Origin of the sequence: Brachyspira catarrhinii (genome assembly GCF_005518285.1) — a bacterium.
Taxonomy (GTDB): Bacteria; Spirochaetota; Brachyspiria; order Brachyspirales; family Brachyspiraceae; genus Brachyspira; species Brachyspira catarrhinii.
The window spans coordinates 1-514 of the sequence record NZ_SJDU01000759.1; the positions used below are offsets into that span (position 1 = coordinate 1).

Consider the following 514-nt stretch of genomic DNA (forward strand, 5'->3'; position numbering starts at 1 on the left):
AAACAAGAATTTATTTTAAATATCGATATAAAAAATATTAATTTTATAAAAGTCGATTATCAATTATGCTCGGAAAAAGATAATATATGCCTGCCTCCAAAAAGCGAAATTATATTTGGCGAAGAAATTTTAGAAAAACCTGAAAATGCAAGTTTTATAGAATACGATAATATAAATAATAATTTAGAAAATCAAAATCTATTTATAACTTTAATAATTATATTTGTATCGGGGCTTGCTTCTGTTTTTTTGCCATGTTCCTACCCTCTTTTGTCAATAACGATTTCAATATTTTCAAATTCAAATTCTAAAAATTCAAATGATAAAAATAATAAATCAAATATTTTGCATTCGCTTTTATTTTCTTTAGGAATAATAACGACTTATACGATTTTAGGCGGAATTGTATCAATCGCTGGATTCTTTTTTCACAAAACGATTTTATTTGGAAGCTTGGTATATAATCCTATAGTTTTGACAATTCTAATTTTATTTTTTCTATATTTTACTTTTT

1 protein-coding gene is annotated in these 514 nt (G+C 23.3%); it reads left to right on the top strand.

Annotated features, from left to right (window positions below; translation table 11 throughout):
- Positions 1-514, top strand: a 514-nt coding sequence (locus tag EZH24_RS13370) for a cytochrome c biogenesis protein CcdA (protein ID WP_170310891.1), incomplete at both ends; no start/stop codon positions are given.